Raw genomic sequence first — 15,275 nt, forward strand, 5'->3', positions numbered from 1 at the left:
CGACTTTTGTCAGGGAGGTGACAATCACGGCCGTCTTCGCACCGACGCGAGCAGGTTCCGGGCGACCTCGCGCAGCTTGGTGTTGTGCTGCTGCGACTCGGCCACCAGCCGGCCGAACGCCTCCTCGGCGTCCACCCCGTGCGCGGCCATCAGCACGCCCTTGGCCTGGTCGATCTCGGCACGCGACTCCAGCGCGCGCTGGAGGTGCTCGACCAGCCGGCGGGACCGCTCGTAGCGGCGGAACCCGGTGATCGTGGTGGACGCGGCGGTGACGAACAACCGCAACAACGCCTCGTCGAACGGGTCGAACGCCCGCTCCTCGGAGCTGTAGAGGTTCAGCGAGCCGAGCACGTCGTCCTCGACCATGATCGGCGCGGACAGGTAGGCCCGCACGCCCGCGCCCTCGGCGGCGACGGCGAACTCGGGCCACTTGGCCCGGCCGTCCGCCACGGTGGCCCGCACCGGCCGCTGGGTCCTGGACGCCTCCAGGCACGGTCCGTCACCGGCCGCGTACTGGTCGGCGTCGATGGCGAGGACCTTGTCGTCGGTCGCCGCCAGCGTGGACGCGCCGTCGGCGTCGATCACCGTCACGCTGGCGTTCTCCGCGTCCGGGATGACCCGCGAGGCGGATTCGGCCAGCTGCTGGAGGGCTTCCTGCAGGGTCTGGCCGTCGGCCAGCACGCCCGCAAGCTCTTCCAACGCCTCGCTGGCCTCGTCCAGCAGGACCGCGGGCACGTGCTCGTCAATGCTCACAGCCACTTGTTTACACCTCAACGGCCATAATCGCCCCAACCAAAGGGGGTGGACGGGTGCGCGTGCTGCTCGTCGAGGACGACGACGGGGTCGCGGACGCCTTGGTGGAGGCGCTGGAGGCCAACGACCACCGGCCGAGCCGGGTGGCGCGCGGCGCGGACGCGCTCCTGGTCCACCGCGACTTCGACCTGCTGCTGCTCGACCTCGGGCTGCCCGACACCGACGGGCTGGAGGTGCTGCGCAAGATCCGCAAGGTGTCGCCGGTGCCCGTGCTGGTGCTCACCGCGCGGGGCGACGAGCGGTCGATAGTGCGCGGTCTCCGGCTCGGCGCTGACGACTACCTGGTGAAACCGGTCCGCCTCGGTGAGCTGCTGGCCCGGATGGACGCGGTCGCGCGGCGCAGCGCGGCGCTCACCGGGCCGAAGGACCGCACGGTGCGGGTCGGTGACGTGGAGATCGACCTGGAGGGCAGGCGGGTGGTGGTGGGCGACGCGGAGGTGTCGTTGACCACCAAGGAGTTCGACGTGCTGGCCGCGTTGGCCAGCCGCGCGGGCACGGCGGTCAGCCGCCAGCAGCTCATGGACGAGGTGTGGGGTGACGCGTACCTGGCCGTGTCGCGGGCGTTGGACGTGCACCTGGCCGGGCTGCGGGCCAAGCTGGGTCGTCCCGGCCTGCTGACCACCATCCGCGGCTTCGGCTACCGGCTGGCCGTCGGCGGGGCCGAAGAGCAGACGGGGACGTGAATGCGCCGCCGACTGCTGCTGGTGCTGCTGTTGTTCTCCGCCGCCGCGGTGGCCGCGTTCGCCGTGCCGCTGCTGTCGTCCACGGCCGCCGAGCGCACGCAGCGGTTCGTGCTGACGCGCACCGGTGACCTGGACCGGTTCGCCGCGCTCGCCCAGCAGGCCGAGACCACCCGCGACAAGGCCGCGTTGGAGGACGAGGTCGCCGCGTACGTCGAGCTGTACGGCGATCCGGTGGTGGTCGTCGACGCACGCAGGCAGCCGGTCGCCCAGGCCGGCCTGACGTCCGACGACCCCGCGCTTGCCCGGGTGCTGGACGCCGCGCTGCGCAACCAGCCCGCGTCGTCCGTGCCGACGCTGAAGCCCTGGTCGTCGGGGCACGTGGTGTTCGCCCGCCCCGTCGGCACGGGCACCAGGGTGGCCGGGGCGGTGGTGCTGCGGGCGTCGGTGGACCGCGCGGCGGCGGACGTGACCACGCGGTGGCTGCTGGTCCTCGGCGGGGCGCTGGCGGCGGCCGTCGTCTCGGTCCTGCTGGTGCTGGCCGTCACGCGGTGGCTGCTCAAGCCGCTGGCCGAGCTGGCGACCGGCGTCCGGGCGGTGGCCGCGGGCGAGCGGCGGGCGCACGTGGCGAGCAGCAGCGGACCGCCGGAGGTGCGGGAGCTGTCGGAGTCGTTCAACCGGATGTCCGACGCCGTGACCGAGGCCGCCGATCAGCAGCGACGGCTGATCGCGGACGCCTCGCACCAGTTGCGCAACCCGATGGCGGCGTTGCGGCTGCGCATGGACACGTTGAGCGGCCAGGTCAAGCCGGAGGGCGTGCGCGCGTACACGGCTGGCGTGGCCGAGATCGAACGGCTGGAGTCGCTGCTGGACGGCCTGCTGGCGTTGGCGTCGGCGGAGAGCGCGGCGACCGAGGTCGCGGCCGGCGGGCGTGAGCCGGAGCTGGCCGACGTGGGCGCGGTGGCCGTGGACCGGGCCGGGTTCTGGCAGGTGCCGCTGCCGCGGACGCCCGCGTTGCCGGTGCTGGTGCGGTGCCCGGAGTCGGACCTGGCGCAGGTGCTGGACGTGCTGCTGGACAACGCAATCAAGTACGGCGGCGCGGTGCGGGTGTCGCTCGGCGCGGACCGCGCGGCGGGCGTCGGCTGGGTCGAGGTGCACGACGACGGACCCGGGTTGAGCGAGGAGGAGCTGGCGTTGGCCACCTCGAGGTTCTGGCGCGGGCGGTCCGGGCGGCCGGGCACGGGGCTCGGCCTGGCGATCGCGGACCAGCTGGTCAAGGCGCGGCAGGGCGTGCTGCGGCTGTCGTCGGCGGACGGGTTCACCGCCCGGGTCGCGCTGCCGTTGGAGCCGGCGCTGTGAACCGGCGGGTGTTCCTGCTCGGGCTGCTGGCCGCCGGGTGCACGGGCGGGGCGCCGTCGGGTGAGCTGGCCATCGCCGCCGGTGAGCGCGGCGGGATGTACTTCGACTTCGCGACGCTGCTCGCGGAGCAGTTGCCGGACCTGCGGGGCCGGGCGTTGGAGACCGAGGGCAGCCTGGCGAACCTCGTGCTGCTGGCGTCGGGCGAGGCGCAGGTCGCGCTGGCCCTGGCCGACTCCGCGCTCGTGGCCGACCCAGGGCTGGAGCTGCGCGCGTTGGGCCGGGTCTACGAGAACTACCTGCAGCTGGTCGTGCGCGTGGACGATCCCGCGCGGGCGCCCGCCGACCTGGCCGGGCGGACGATCTCCCTGGGCGCGGAGGGTTCCGGCGCGTCGCTGTCCGGTGAGCGGATGCTCGTCGCGCTCGGCCTGCGCGACTCCGTGCGGGTGGAGCACCACAGGCTGGGTGACGCGGCGCAGGCGTTGGCGGACCGGCGGATCGACGCGCTGCTGTGGTCGGGCGGCGTGCCGACGCCGACGTTGGACGGCCTGCCCGGCATCCGCCTGCTGCCGTTGGCCGAGCTGGTGCCCGAGCTGCGCGCGGCGCACGGTTCGGTGTACGAGCAGGTGCCGGTGCCGGTCGGCGTGTACGGCGCGACCCGCGAGGTGCCGACGATCGGGGTGGCGAACCTGCTGGTGTGCCGGGCGTCGTTGCCGGACGACGTGGCCGCCGCCGTCACCCGCACCCTGGTCTCCCGCGCCGCCGCCCTGGTGCCGCGCCAGACGCTGGGCACCCAGTTCCTGGACGTCCGCAGCCTGATCGGCACCGCCGGCCTCCCCCTGCACCCCGGCGCCGCCGCCACCTACCGCAGCCTCCACGGCTGACCGCGCCCGCGCGCGAACGTGGGACCCGCGCTGGGTCAGGAGTTGGCGGTGTAGGCGTGGCGCAGGTGGGTCAGGGTGTCGTCGTCGATGTCGTCGGCGCTGCAGATGCCGAGCCGCAGGGTGATGGTGTCGTTGCCGACCGGGCCCGCGGGCTCCAGGCGGCCGGTCGGCTCGTGGCCCGCGAGGCGCAGGCCGAGGTCGACCCGCGTCCGGGTGGTCGCCTGCACGATCGCGAACGTCCGGCGCGGCGACACCAGCGCCACGTACGTCTTGCGCGCCTGCACCCGCATCGGACCCAGCAACGCCGCCTCGGCCAGCAGCCGGTCGAGGATCGGCCGCAGCTCGGGCCGGTCGGCGTACTGGGCGTCCACCAGCTCGTCCGACGACGCGCTCAACAGCTCCGGGTAGCCGAACCGCTCCATCACCAGCAGCATCTGCGGATACCCCGTCACGCCCTGCTCGCGCAGCCAAACCCGCAGGTCACACTCATTGTCGAGACCGGACGACAAGACCCGCCGGTTCCACTCCGGCACGCCCTCGCCGGTGCCGCGGCGCAGCAGCGCCACGGACCAGTCGACCATCTCCCGCCAGTTCTCCGCCACCACCACGGGCGACATACTGCCCGCTCACGGCAGACGTTGCCCGAAGAGCAGCGCACCCGCCACGGCGATCATCCCCAGCACGGTGCCCAGCGCCACCCACGGCCGCGACGCGTCGGCCTGCTTCTTCTCGTAACCGATCTGCTCGCCCAGCGTGTCGTACACCCGGCGCAGCTCCTCGGCGCTCGCGGCCTTGAAGAACTCGCCGCCGGACAGCTTCGCGATCTCCTTCATCGAGTCGTCGTCCACCGGCACCTCCTGCCGCCGGCCCTCGATCTCGACCACGCCCTCCTCGGTGCCGAACGAGATCGTGGAGATCGGGACGCCCGCCGTCTTCGCGTCCTCGGCCGCGTCGAACGCGTCACGCGTGCCGACCGTCTCCTTGCCGTCCGTCATCAGCACGACCCGGGCGGGCGGTGGCCCGTCCGCGCCGCCGACGACCTTGCCGAACGAGTCGATCGCCGCCAGCGCCGCCACGATCGCGTCACCGGTCGCGGTCGACTGGGCCAGCTTCAGCCCGTCGATGCTCTGCGTGACCGCCGCGCGGTCGGTGGTCGGCGCGACCAGCACGGTGGCCGAACCGGCGAACGAGATCAGCCCCAGGTTGATGCCCGGCGTGAGCCCGTCGGCGAACGACTTGGCGGCCACCTGCGCGGCCTCCAACCGGGACGGCTGCACGTCGGTGGCCTTCATCGACAGCGACGTGTCGATCACCAGCATCACGGTCGCGCGGTTGCGCGGCACCTTCTGCTCGGCGGTGGGCCCGGCCAGCGCCACGGTCAGCGCGATGAACGCGACCATCAGCAACGCCACCGGCACGTGCTTGTACCAGCCCTGGCGCTTGGGGGCGACCTTCTCCAGCATCGACAGGTTGGCGAACCGCAGCATCCGCTTGCGCAGCACGCGTTGCAGCACCACGTAGAACGCGGCGAGCGCCACCACGCCCACCAGCAGCACGAACCACCACGGCGCGGTGAAACCCGACAGGCTCATCAGGCCACCCCTCCCGACCAGCGGCGCTTGCGCGCGACGACGAACCGCACGGTGTCGGCGATCCAGTCCGAGTCGGTGCGCAGCACCAGGTGACCCGCTCCGGCGCGACGCAGGCCCGCGGCCACCTCGGCGCGGTGCTCGGCCGCCGCCGCGGCGAACTCCCGGCGCAGCAGCGGCGACGCGACGACCTCGCGCTGCCTGCCCGACTCCGGGTCGGCCAGCACGACCCGGCCCACCTCGGGCAGGTCGATGTCACGGGGGTCGATCACCTCGATGGCCACCAGGTCGTGCCGGGCGGACAACGCGCGCAGCGGGCGCTGCCACTCCGTGCCGCCGAGGAAGTCCGAGATCACCACGACCAGGCCGCGCCGCCGCGGCGGGCGGCGCAGCTGCTCCACCACGTCGGCCAGCGAGCCGCGGGTGCCCTCGGGCGCGCGGGGCGTCTCGGCGACCTTGCGGATCAGGCCGCGCGAGTGCGCCAGCCCGCCGCGTGCGGGCACCCGGACGAGGTTCTCGCCGGTGGCGACCAGGGCGCCGATCCGGTTGCCGCCGCCACGGGTCAGGTGCGCCACCGCGGCCGTCGCGGCGACCACCAGGTCGCGCTTCTCGCACGCCGCCGTGCCGAAGTCGAGGCTCGGCGACAGGTCGACCGCGAGCCACGTCTCCAGCTCGCGGTCGGCGACGGTCTCGCGGATGTGCGGCACGGTGGTGCGGGCGGTGACCGCCCAGTCCATCCGCCGCACGTCGTCACCGGGCTGGTAGGGCCGCGCCTCGCCGGGCTCGGAGCCCGGTCCCGGCACGAGGCCGAGGTGGTTGCCCTGGAGCAGCCCGTCGAGCCGGCGGCGGACCTCCAGTTCGAGCGTGCGCAGCGCCGCTTCCATCCGACCGCCGTGCAGCACCGGCGGCGCCCAGCCGGGCCGGTCGGCGCCCTGCGGGTTCGGCTCGGTCACGGCCTGCCCGCGGGCTGCGGCGTCTGCGGACGTGCGGAGACCTGCGGCAGCGGCACGGTCTGGAGCACGCGGGTGATGATGTGGTCCAGCGGGACGCCGTCGGCCAGCGCGTCGTAGGACAGCACCAGGCGGTGCCGCAGCACGTCCGGCACCACGTCCACGACGTCCTGCGGCAGCACGTAGTCGCGCCCGCGCACCAGCGCCAGGGCGCGGGCGGCGGCGATGATGCCGAGGCTGGCACGTGGCGAGGCGCCGTAGGCGACCCACCCGGCCACGTCGGTGAGCTGGTGCTCCTTGGGCGCGCGGGTCGCGATGACCAGCCGCACCACGTAGTCGACCAGCGCGTGGTGCACGAAGACCCGGGAGGCCACGCCCTGCAGGCGGACCAGCTCGTCCGGGCCGAGCACCTGGCTGGGCACCGGCGGCTCGACGCCCATCCGGTAGACGATCTCCCGCTCCTCCTCGGCCGTCGGGTACTCGACCTGGATCTTGAACAGGAACCGGTCGCGCTGCGCCTCGGGCAGGGGGTAGACGCCCTCGTTCTCGATCGGGTTCTGGGTGGCCAGGACCAGGAACGGGGTGGGCATCGGGAACGTCTTGCCGCCGATGGACACGTGCCGCTCGGCCATCACCTCGAGCATCGCCGACTGCACCTTGGCGGGCGCGCGGTTGATCTCGTCGGCGAGGACGAAGTTGGCGACCACGGGGCCGAGCTCGACGTCGAAGCTCTCGCTGCCCTGGCGGTAGATGCGGGTGCCGAGGATGTCGGCGGGCACCAGGTCGGGGGTGAACTGGACGCGGGAGAACGAGCCGCCGACGACGTTCGCGAACGTCTCGACGGCCAGCGTCTTGGCCACGCCGGGCACGCCTTCCAGCAGCAGGTGGCCCTTGGCCAGCAGGCCGACGAGCATCCGCTCGACCAGCCGGTCCTGACCGACGATCACCCGCTTGACCTCGAACACGGTGCGTTCGAGCAACTGGGCGTCACGAGCCGGCGTGTGGGACGCCTCGGCGGCGGGCTCGGACAAAGGTCCTCCTCGACAGGGTTGTACGACTGTGCCCCAGTCTCCCCTGCCGACGGTGTGGCTCTTGTGAAGGGGTCCGGCCCGGGAAACGGGCAGCGATGCAGCTCACGCCCATTTCACCCGATCTTGGTCACCCGTCAGGGTTCGAGATCACCAGGGGTGTCGACGTCGCGCGCCTCACCCGGCTCGGCGGCAACGGGCACCGGGTCCAGCGGCCCGAGGACCGAGCGCATCGAGACGTCGCGCGGGTCGGCGGGCACGGCTCGGCGCAACGACCCGGTGCGCCACGCCCCGGCTAGCCACTGCGACCGCCCCTCCTCGTCCACGAGGACCGCACCGGTGTCGCCGACGGCCGCGAGCAGCCGGTCCACAGTGGACCGGGTGATGCCCGGCTGGTCCACCGCGAGCACCACCACCAGGTCCGTGGCGACGTGCGCGAGCCCGGCGGCCAGCCCCGCCACCGGTCCGCCACCGGGCGGGTCCTCCCGCGCCCACGTCACGCCGGGCACGTCGTCCTTGCGCGGGCCGACGACGACCCTCCGCCGGGCGAGCGCGACCGCGTCCAGCACGTGGGCGAGCAACGTGCGCCCGTCGACCACGACCGACGCCTTGTCCACGCCGCCCAGTCTGCTGCCCCGACCACCCGCGAGAACCACCGCCGTCCAGGACGCCACGGGCCAACGGTAGCCGCTAGACGGGCTCGCCCAGCGCGTCCTCGTCGGCGGTGAAGAGCATCCACAGCAGCGCCGCCACCACGAGGGCGCTCGTCACGAACACGGGGAACACCAGGTCGAACGCGGACGTGCCCTGCGGCGCGGCCATCCCGGGGTCGACGTCGACGTTCACCGCGGCCATGCCGGTGTAGTGCATGCCGGTGACCGCCACGCCCATGGTCAGCCCGGCCGCGACGCGCGCCGACGCCGTCCGCACGACCAGGGTGAACCAGAACGCGGCGGTCGCCGCCACCACCGCGATCAGGAACGACAGCGCGACCAGCGGCCGGTCGTAGGAGATCTCGCCGCGGAACCGGATGGCGGACATGCCCAGGTAGTGCATGCCCGCCACGCCGAGCCCGGCCAGGGCGCCCGCGACGAGCAGCCGCATCCGGGTGAACCGGACCAGCGTGACCAGCGACAGCCCGGCGCCGACCACCCCGATCGCCACCACGGCGGACAACGCGGTCAGCGGCACCGAGTACTTGATCGCGGCGCCGGGCACGTCGAAGCCGAGCATGGCGATGAAGTGCATGAGCCAGATGGCGACACCCCCGATGGCGAACGCCCCGAACACGGTCCAGCGCGCCTTGGCGGCACGGCCCGGCTCCGCTTGGGCGCGCGCCATGCAGGCGAGGCCGATGAGCGAGCCGATCACGGAGACGACGTAGGCGAGGACGAGGGTGGAGAGGCCGTCGGAGAAGTGCTGCATCGAGTCGTGGTCCACGCCCATTACTAACTCACCGTGATCACGTTCACCAGAACGGCCCAGGTGAATTCATTCATTCGCAATCCAAGTAGCCCATTTCTCTACTCAGCGTAGTCACGAGCTGGGCTGAACGGCCCACGTACAGCGCCGCGCGGGTGAGCCGGTGGTCGAGCGGGCCTCAGCCACCGGCACGACGGCCCACCACCCGGTTGCGGCCCGCGTCCTTGGCCTGCAGCACGGCCACGCTGGCCTCCTCCACCGCGTCGGTCACGGACGCGCCCGGCACGACCTCCACCGCGCCGATCGACACCGTCACCACGCCGCCGGTGTTGCCCCGGTGCTCCAGCCCCAGCCGCTGCACCGCCTGCCTGATCCGCTCGCCGGACGCCAGCGCGCCCTCCAGCCGCGTGCCCGGCAGCAGCACGGTGAACTCCTCGCCCCCGTACCGGTACGCGCGATCACCCGCGCGGGTGGTCCGGTCGATCGCCTCGGCGACCTTGCGCAGCGTCTCGTGCCCGGCCAGGTAGCGGTAGAGCGTGTTGTAGCTGTGGAAGCGGTCGATGTCGACCAGCAGCAGGCTGTACGGCTCGCCGGCGCGGTTGCGGCGGGCGTGGTCCACGTCGAACGTCGCCGGGTTCGGCAGGCCCGTGCGCTGGTCGATGGTCGCCGCCTCGGCCAGCGCCCGGTTCTCCGCGTGCAGCTCCTCCAGCCGTTCGGCGAGCCGGTCGACCTGGTGCTTGCGCGCCAGCGCCCAGTCCTCCAGGTCCTGGTCGTAGACGGCGACGCCGACCGGGCCGGTCGTCTTCGCCCGGTACATCGCCAGGTCCGCCTGGTGCAGCAGGTCCTCCGCGCCGTGACCCGGCCGCACGAACGTGATGCCCGCCGACACCGACACCCGGATCACGCCCTCGTCCAACGTCACCGGCGTGGCGATGACGGCCAGGATCTCCTGCGCCGCGGCGATCGCCTGCTGCTCGTCCAGCTCGTCGAGCAGCACGACGAACTCGTCGCCGCCGAGCCTGGCCGCCGTGCCGCGACCGGCCACCACCGCGGCCAGCCGGGACGCGACCAGCCGCAGCACGTGGTCGCCGGCCGCGTGCCCGTGGCGGTCGTTGACGTCCTTGAACTGGTCGAGGTCGAGGAACACCAGCACCGGCCCCGGCGCGCCGCGCACGGCCTGCTCCAGCCGCGGCAGGAACCCGGTGCGGTTCACCAGGCCCGTCAGCGCGTCGGTGTTGAGCCTGCTGCCCAGCTCGTCGGCCGTCTCCGCCCAGCCCGTGACGTCGAGCGCGACGACCACCAGGCCGCGCACGTCCGGGTCCTCGCTCAGGTCGCGGGCGATCAGGTCGACCCGGCGGTGCACGGACCCCTCCACCGGCACCGCGCACGTCAGCCGCGACGCGCCCGCGCGGCCCGCCGCCTGGAGGAACGTGCCGACCGCCGCCGCGTCGCCGTCGGCCACCAGGTCGGGCAGCAGGCCGGACGCGGCGCCGAACAGCCGCCGGGCGGCCGGGGACGCCCACCGGACGCCCAGGTCGCCCGGGTCCACCACCAGCACCGCGGCGTCGGCCCGGTCGAGCACCGCCTGGTGGAAGCCGCCGTTCATCGCGACGCGCTGAGGAACCGCAGCAGGGCGCGGTCGAACTCGGCCGGCCGGTCGAGGTTCACCAGGTGGGCGGCGCCCTCGACGACGACCTCCTCCGCGCGCGGCGCGGAGGCGAGCACGAGATCGGCCACCGACCGGATGTCCGACGAGTCGAGGTCGCCGACGACGACGAGCGTCCGCGCGGTGAGCTCGTCCAGCCGGTCCACGGCGTGCACCTCGTCCGGCGCGGTCGTGAACACGCCGCTCGACACGGCTCGGACGGTCAGGGCGCGGCACAGCTCCCGCACCTCCGGGTCGACCTCGTCCGGCGACCGGTGCGGACCGTCGACCCACATCCGCAGCAGGCACTCCGCGACCTCGTCGACCGTCGTGGCCGCCCGGATCCGCGCGAGCTGGTCGAGGACGAACGGGTCCTCGAACTTCATCCCGCTCACGCCCGGCCCGACCAGCACCAGGTCGGCCACCCGGTCGGGGTGGGTGACCGCGAAGTCGATCGCGGTCCGGGCGCCGAGCGACAGGCCGACCAGCGTGGGCCGGTCGAGGCCCAGCACGTCCAGCAGGTCCTTCAGGTCCTCGTGGTGCGAGTAGGGGCCGGTCACCGGCGACGACTCGCCGTGGCCCCTCGCGTCGTACCGGACCACGGTGTGGTCCCGCGCCAGCAGGTCGAACTGGCGGTCCCACGTGGCGCACCCGAGCCCGCCGGCGTGCAGCAGCACGACCGGCGGTCCTTCGCCACGTCTGTGATAGGTCAATTCGCCGTCGTCGAGAATCAAGCGGCCGGCCGTCATGGTCCCCCCTGGACTTGACTTCCTCCCTAGACCACTGACGCTACCGAATCCGGGCCGCGCATTCGGGTGATCAGGAGCATTTCTCCGCATATCGGGGGTCCCCATTCCCGGATCACCCCGAATAGGGGATCATATCCACCCGTAGTCCACAGTGGACAGGCCAACTGAGACGGATCCGGTAATCCCGTGGACAGCCGCTCGCGATCATGCCTAGCCTCACCGCCGTCCATCCTCACGTGTGCGAAGAGGTGCATTGCATGCCCGTCCGGATCACGGCCGCCCAGCGGCCGATCACGCCGACCTTTCCCCTGGACGTGAGGAAGACCGGAAGTGGACATACCCCGTGGTTTCACCATCCGTGAAAGCACCCACCGCATCCACAACCCCCTGGACGACGCCAAGTTGGCCGTCCTCGGCCGGGCGCTGCGCCCGGAACCGGGGTCGCGGGTGCTCGACCTCGCCTGCGGTTCGGGCGAGATGCTGTGCACCTGGGCCCGTGACCACGGGCTGACCGGCACGGGCGTCGACCTCAGCCCGACGTTCCTCGCCTCGGCGAAAGCCCGGGCGGTCGAGCTGGGCGTGGCCGACCGGCTGGAGTTCGTGCACGGCGACGCGTCGGGCCACGTCGCGGACGAGCCGGTGGACATCGCCGCGTGCGTCGGCGCGACGTGGATCGGCGACGGCGTGCCCGGCACGGTGGAGCTGTTGCGGCGCAGCCTGCGCCCCGGCGGCCTGCTGCTGATCGGGCACCCGTTCTGGCGGCTCGACCCGCCCGACCAGGCCGCCGTGGAAGGCAGCCACGCGAGCAGCCGGGACGACTTCCTCCCGCTGCCCGAACTGCTGGCGCAGTTCGGCGCGTTGGGCTGCGACGTGGTCGAGATGGTGCTGGCCGACCAGGACAGCTGGGACCGCTACGTCGCCGCGCAGTGGCTCAACACCCGCCGCTGGCTGGACGAGAACCCGGACGACGAGCTGGCGCCCGTGATGCGCGCCGAGCTCGCCACCGGGCCGGCCCGGTACGTGCGCTACCAGCGCGAGTACCTGGGCTGGGGCGTGTTCGCCTTGATGGACCGCTGACGCGGAGCGCGGGCCCCGGCTCACCGGGGTCCGCGCCATCATGGGCGCATGGACGATCGACGACTGCTCGTCGCTGTGGTGTCCGCGCCGGCCGTCGCGGACCGGTTGCGCGCGCTGGACGTGACCGGGCTGGTGACCGTGGCCGACTCGTTCGCGCCCGCCGCGCTGGTGGTGAGCGCGGTCCGTGATGCGCGGGCGGACGTCGTGGTGGACGGTCCCGACGGGGTGGACGCGGTGTGGTCCGAGCGGATCGCGCCGTTCGCGCGGCGGTTCGCCGGCATCGACCCGCCGCCGCGCACACCGCCCGTGCTGGAGGAGCACGACCCGCTGCTGCCCGTCACCGCGCGCCGCCTGCTCGACCGGCTGCGCGCGCACCTCGCCGAGCCGTCGTGGAGCTACGAGCACATCGGCTCGACCGCCGTGCCGGGCTTGCGCGCCAAGCGGTTCGTCGACCTCCAGCTCGGCGTGACCGCGTTGCCCGACCCCGACGGGCTCGACCGCGCGATGGCCGCGGTGGGCTTCCGCGCGGCCCGAGGCACCCGCCCCGACTCCCCCGGCGTGACCCACGACTGGCACACCGACCCGGAAGTGCCGGCGGAGCTGTACCGGAAACGGCTCTACGTCCGACCCGACCCGGCGGAGACCGCGATCCTGCACGTGCGGCAGCTGGGCAACCCGTGGCACCGGCGGACGATCGACTTCCGCGACCGGCTGCGCGCCGACCCGGCCGTGCGAAAAGCGTACGAGGTTGCGAAACTCCGTGCGGCGCAAGCGCACGCCGGAGACGACGACTACGACGACTACACCCGCGCCAAATCGGATTTCTTCCGCTCGACCAGGTGAATTCCCTCAAGCCGTACGGCCGACTCGCCGATGGGGCGGTGCTCGATCGAGCAAGATCCCCCACGCGTGCAGGAGGAGTTCGGCATGGCTCTGCGCGACCGCGTCCGCGATGTCGTGGACGGCAGGCGCTTCCAGCGGACGGTCATCGCGGTGATCGTGGTCAACGCGGTCACCCTCGGCTGCGAGACGTCGACGGCACTGGTCGCCGCCTACGGCGACGTGTTCGCCGTGCTGGACCGCACCGCCCTGGCGATCTTCGTCCTGGAACTGGCCGCGCGGCTGTACGCGCACGGCCCCCGGTTCTTCCGCGACCCGTGGAACGTCTTCGACTTCGTGGTCGTCGGCGTCTCCCTGCTGCCCGCGGCCGGTCCGCTGTCGGTGATCCGGGCCCTGCGCATCCTGCGCGCGTTGCGCCTGGTCGCGATGGTGCCGAGCATGCGCCGCGTGGTGACCGCGCTGGTGAGGTCCGTCCCCGGCCTGCTGTCGCTGACCGGGCTGCTGGTGCTGCTGCTGTACGTCGGCAGCGTGGTCGCCGTCAACCTGTTCCGCGCCGGCGGCGATCCCCGGTTCGGCGACCTCGGCGCGACCGTCCTGACGCTGTTCCAGCTCACCACCGGCGACGGCTGGTCGGACGTGATGCGCGACCTGATGGTCACCCAGCCGCTGGCCTGGATCTTCTTCGTGGTCTACCTGCTGGTCGGCACCTTCACCATGCTGAACCTGTTCATCGCGGTCGTGTGCAGCGCGATGGAGTCCGAGGCCTCACCGCGACCGGGCGCGTCCGACGACGTGCTGCTGGCGGAGGTCAGGGCGCTGCGCGAGGAGGTCCGCGCGCTGCGACTGGAACCCGTCGGCGACCCGCGTTGACCGGGGTTCCCGGCCGACCGGCGTCGACCGGGAACCGCCGGTGACGGCTACAGCAGGCGCGTGGCGTACGGCATGATCCCGCCGTACCGGACCGGGGCGACGCGGACGTGCGAGCCGGAGTACGGCGCCTCGACCATCATGCCGTCGCCGAGGTAGAGCGCGACGTGGGTGCCGCCGCCCGGTCCCCAGAACAGCATGTCGCCGCGCCGCGCCTGGGCGAGCGGCACCTTGCGGCCGGCGTTGTACTGGTAACCGCTGTAGTGCGGCAGGTAGACGCCGACGCCCGCGAACGCGTACATCATCAGCCCGGAGCAGTCGAAGCCGACGGTGTAGTAGTCGCCGTGCGCGTCGCCGACGCCGCCGTCCCGGATGCCGACGGTCGGGCCGTCGTAGTTGCCGCCGCCCCACGAGTACCGCACGCCGAGCTGCTGCAGCGCGCGGGCGACGACGGTCTCCACACCGTGGCCGCTCGGCGCCGCCACCGTCGGCGGGCGTGGCGCCTGGGGCGCGGACGCGGCGAGGGCGGCCAGGCGTGCGGCTTCCTCGTCCTCGCGGCGCTTGTCCACCAACCACCGGTCGTACCGGTCGCGCTGGTCCTCCAGCCCTTCGACCGCGGCCAGCGCCTGGTCCAGCTCGCCCTCCACGCGGGCCTTGTCGTCCTGGATGCTCCGCGCGGCGGCGGCCTGGCCCTGCTGCGCCTGCACGGCGGTGGCCTGCGCCGCGTCGGCGTCCCGCTTGGCCTGGTCCGCGGCGGCCTGCTTCCGGTCCGCCAGGTCGAGCGCGGCACGCGCGGCGGAGTCCTTGTTCGCCTGCTCGGCGCGGGTGCGCTCGACGTCGTCCAGCGCGTCGAGGCTCGACTCGCTCACGGCCTGGAGCAGTTGCGCGCGCGACAGCAGGTCCTGCGGGCTGGTCGCGCCGAAGTAGGCCGAGACGGAGCCGACCAGGCTGCCCTGCTCGAAGCTGGCGGCGGCGAACTCGTCCAGCCGCACGCGGGCGTCCTCGACGGCCCGGGCGGCGGCGTCGGCCTCGACCCGCGCCGCGTCGGCGTCGCGGCGCGCCCGGTCCGCCTCGCCCTGGGCGGTGTCCAGGTCGACCCGCGCCTTGTTGGCCAGTTCCAACTTGAACGCGACCTCGTCGGTGAGGTCGCGCAGGCGGGCCTCGGCGTCGGTGAGCCGACCGGTCAGCTCACCGACGTGGGCCGCCTTGGCGTCGGCCTGCTGCCGGCCGGCGCTGATCTCGGCGTCGCTGGGGTTGGGGGGCGGCGCCGGCGCGCCGTGCGCCGTGCCGCCCAGCCCCAGCGCGGTGGTCAACGCGATCGCGATCGGGATCGCCCATCGAGTCACGACTGCCGCCTCCCCGCGCACTCGGCCGA

The 15,275-nt window shown here is 73.4% G+C and carries 16 protein-coding genes; 6 read left to right on the forward strand and 10 right to left on the reverse strand.

Annotated elements, in window-relative coordinates; all coding sequences use genetic code 11:
* Positions 1 to 24: 24 nt before the first annotated feature.
* Positions 25 to 759 carry an ANTAR domain-containing response regulator gene (locus AB0I91_RS12005; protein WP_499613459.1) on the reverse strand — a complete coding sequence of 245 codons (735 nt, stop codon included), beginning with the start codon at positions 757 to 759 and terminating at the stop codon, positions 25 to 27.
* A gap of 50 nt (positions 760 to 809) precedes the next feature.
* Here AB0I91_RS12005 and AB0I91_RS12010 point away from each other — a divergent pair, with 50 nt between their 5' ends.
* The 3 genes from AB0I91_RS12010 to AB0I91_RS12020 are packed head-to-tail and all read left to right on the forward strand — an operon-like array spanning position 810 to position 3,733.
* A complete protein-coding gene (locus AB0I91_RS12010) occupies positions 810 to 1,496 on the forward strand; it encodes a response regulator transcription factor (protein ID WP_498785285.1) in 687 nt (228 codons plus the stop codon).
* Positions 1,497 to 2,852, forward strand: a complete 1,356-nt coding sequence (locus AB0I91_RS12015; protein WP_499636684.1) for a sensor histidine kinase — start codon at positions 1,497 to 1,499, stop codon at positions 2,850 to 2,852. It begins immediately after the preceding gene.
* The gene (locus tag AB0I91_RS12020) at positions 2,849 to 3,733 is read left to right on the forward strand and encodes a TAXI family TRAP transporter solute-binding subunit (RefSeq protein ID WP_499613466.1); all 885 of its coding nucleotides are present in this window, start codon (positions 2,849 to 2,851) and stop codon (positions 3,731 to 3,733) included. Before AB0I91_RS12015 ends, AB0I91_RS12020 begins: the two co-directional genes overlap by 4 nt.
* A 35-nt stretch (positions 3,734 to 3,768) precedes the next feature.
* On the opposite strand, the gene AB0I91_RS12025 is transcribed toward AB0I91_RS12020, so the two are convergent.
* The 8 genes from AB0I91_RS12025 to AB0I91_RS12060 all read right to left on the reverse strand — a co-directional run bounded on the left by AB0I91_RS12025 (position 3,769) and on the right by AB0I91_RS12060 (position 11,044).
* Positions 3,769 to 4,350, reverse strand: coding sequence for a DUF5655 domain-containing protein (locus tag AB0I91_RS12025; RefSeq protein ID WP_498785292.1), 582 nt, complete (start codon positions 4,348 to 4,350; stop codon positions 3,769 to 3,771).
* A gap of 9 nt (positions 4,351 to 4,359) precedes the next feature.
* A complete protein-coding gene (locus AB0I91_RS12030) occupies positions 4,360 to 5,325 on the reverse strand; it encodes a VWA domain-containing protein (protein ID WP_230565680.1) in 966 nt (321 codons plus the stop codon).
* A complete protein-coding gene (locus AB0I91_RS12035) occupies positions 5,325 to 6,206 on the reverse strand; it encodes a DUF58 domain-containing protein (protein WP_498785346.1) in 882 nt (293 codons plus the stop codon). The genes AB0I91_RS12030 and AB0I91_RS12035 overlap by 1 nt, the downstream gene beginning before the upstream one ends.
* A 65-nt stretch (positions 6,207 to 6,271) precedes the next feature.
* Positions 6,272 to 7,303 (reverse strand): AAA family ATPase, encoded by a 1,032-nt coding sequence (locus AB0I91_RS12040; protein ID WP_230565679.1) that lies wholly within the window; start codon positions 7,301 to 7,303, stop codon positions 6,272 to 6,274.
* Positions 7,304 to 7,437: 134 nt separating this feature from the next.
* The gene (mobA, locus tag AB0I91_RS12045) at positions 7,438 to 7,974 is read right to left on the reverse strand and encodes a molybdenum cofactor guanylyltransferase (protein WP_498785295.1); all 537 of its coding nucleotides are present in this window, start codon (positions 7,972 to 7,974) and stop codon (positions 7,438 to 7,440) included.
* A 16-nt stretch (positions 7,975 to 7,990) separates the two neighbouring features.
* Positions 7,991 to 8,746 (reverse strand): MHYT domain-containing protein, encoded by a 756-nt coding sequence (locus tag AB0I91_RS12050; protein ID WP_499613473.1) that lies wholly within the window; start codon positions 8,744 to 8,746, stop codon positions 7,991 to 7,993.
* 154 nt (positions 8,747 to 8,900) lie between these two features.
* Positions 8,901 to 10,328 (reverse strand): sensor domain-containing diguanylate cyclase, encoded by a 1,428-nt coding sequence (locus AB0I91_RS12055; RefSeq protein ID WP_498785299.1) that lies wholly within the window; start codon positions 10,326 to 10,328, stop codon positions 8,901 to 8,903.
* Complete coding sequence (locus AB0I91_RS12060) at positions 10,325 to 11,044, reverse strand: alpha/beta fold hydrolase (RefSeq protein WP_499613475.1); 720 nt, start codon at positions 11,042 to 11,044, stop codon at positions 10,325 to 10,327. The genes AB0I91_RS12055 and AB0I91_RS12060 overlap by 4 nt, the downstream gene beginning before the upstream one ends.
* A gap of 402 nt (positions 11,045 to 11,446) precedes the next feature.
* Between AB0I91_RS12060 and AB0I91_RS12065 the strand changes: the two genes are divergently transcribed.
* The 3 genes from AB0I91_RS12065 (at position 11,447) to AB0I91_RS12075 (ending at position 13,903) form a co-directional block, all read left to right on the forward strand.
* Positions 11,447 to 12,193, forward strand: coding sequence for an SAM-dependent methyltransferase (locus AB0I91_RS12065; protein ID WP_499636686.1), 747 nt, complete (start codon positions 11,447 to 11,449; stop codon positions 12,191 to 12,193).
* Positions 12,194 to 12,241: 48 nt separating this feature from the next.
* Entirely contained in the window at positions 12,242 to 13,036 is a 795-nt protein-coding gene (locus AB0I91_RS12070; protein ID WP_498785305.1) for a GrpB family protein, read from the forward strand.
* 84 nt (positions 13,037 to 13,120) lie between these two features.
* Positions 13,121 to 13,903 carry an ion transporter gene (locus AB0I91_RS12075; RefSeq protein ID WP_499636688.1) on the forward strand — a complete coding sequence of 261 codons (783 nt, stop codon included), beginning with the start codon at positions 13,121 to 13,123 and terminating at the stop codon, positions 13,901 to 13,903.
* A gap of 47 nt (positions 13,904 to 13,950) precedes the next feature.
* Here AB0I91_RS12075 and AB0I91_RS12080 read toward each other — a convergent pair whose 3' ends face one another.
* Positions 13,951 to 15,246: an NlpC/P60 family protein gene (locus AB0I91_RS12080; protein ID WP_498785309.1), complete on the reverse strand. Its 1,296-nt coding sequence runs from the start codon at positions 15,244 to 15,246 to the stop codon at positions 13,951 to 13,953.
* Between the last annotated feature and the right edge of the window lie 29 nt (positions 15,247 to 15,275).

This window comes from Actinosynnema sp. NPDC049800, from assembly GCF_040656635.1.
Taxonomy (GTDB): Bacteria; Actinomycetota; Actinomycetes; order Mycobacteriales; family Pseudonocardiaceae; genus Actinosynnema.